Consider the following 1,159-nt stretch of genomic DNA (forward strand, 5'->3'; position numbering starts at 1 on the left):
GAGGCTGGGACATAACTCAGTAGATTTATAAGAAAGAGGCCACCGGGAGCGACTTGTTCGCTCCCGGTGGCCTCTTCTCATTTTTATGGGTTCGTTCACGCATTTCGGACTAAACAGATAGGGGCGACCTCTGATAAAGTTAAAGTGACCAAACCATAACTTTGGAGGTGCCCCTATGTACAAAAAGTATACCATGAACCAGTTGGTTTTGCCCCTAGATTTAGAAGTCCGTCTCCAGGAAAACGATATCGCCTTCGCCGTCCACGATCTCGTCGAACAGATTCCGGACGAGGCCTTCGAGCCGTTCTGGCGAACGACGGGCTGCCCCGCTTACCATCCGCGTATGATGATGAAGATCGTCCTCTGCGCCTACACACAGTCCGTATTTTCAGGTCGAAAGATCGAAGGCCTTCTAAAAGACAGCCTGCGGATGATGTGGCTCGCCCAGGGCCACGAGCCGAGTTATCGGACGATCAACCGTTTCCGCGTCCATCCGGCCGTGTCCCCGATCTTGAAGGCGGCGTTCGTCGCCTTCAGATGTCATCTCGTCGAGACCGGCGAGATCGACGAGGAGGCGATCTTCATCGACGGCACGAAGATCGAGGCGAACGCCAACCGCTATACGTTCGTCTGGCGGAAGGCCGTCGCGAGATACAGCGCCGCGCTCGTCGAGAAGTCGAACCAGCTGTACGACGAACTGATGGCCGACCAGGTCATCCCCGAGATCGAACGGGAGAGCCCGGACGCGCTCTCGGTCGAAGAACTCGAACAGATCGCAGCGCGGCTCGAAGAGAAGATCGAGTCCATCAACGAGGAAATCGCCACGGCGACCGACGTCGCCGAACGGAAACGATTGCGTATGAAACGGAAGATGCCCCGCCGCCTCCACAAACAGGCCGCCGATTTCGCCGCCCGGAAACGTCGATACGAGGAACACATGGCCACCTTCGGTACACGGAACAGTTACTCGAAGACCGACAGGGACGCGACGTTCATGCGGATGAAAGAGGATCACATGAAAAACGGCCAACTGAAGCCGGGGTACAACGTCCAAATCGCAACCGAAGGTCAGTACACGCTTGCCTATGACGTCTATCCGAACCCGACCGACATGAAGACGTTGATCCCGTTCCTCGATGAGATTGAAACGTTCCTCGAC

1 protein-coding gene is annotated in these 1,159 nt (G+C 56.1%); it reads left to right on the top strand.

Annotation, left to right across the window (positions count from 1 at the left end; all coding sequences use genetic code 11):
• Positions 1-175: 175 nt before the first annotated feature.
• The coding region (locus KNP77_RS15830) for a transposase (protein WP_214891761.1) at positions 176-1,159 on the top strand (984 nt) is incomplete at its 3' end.

Origin of the sequence: Exiguobacterium sp. s142, from assembly GCF_018618455.1 — a bacterium.
Classification (GTDB): Bacteria; Bacillota; Bacilli; order Exiguobacteriales; family Exiguobacteriaceae; genus Exiguobacterium; species Exiguobacterium aurantiacum_A.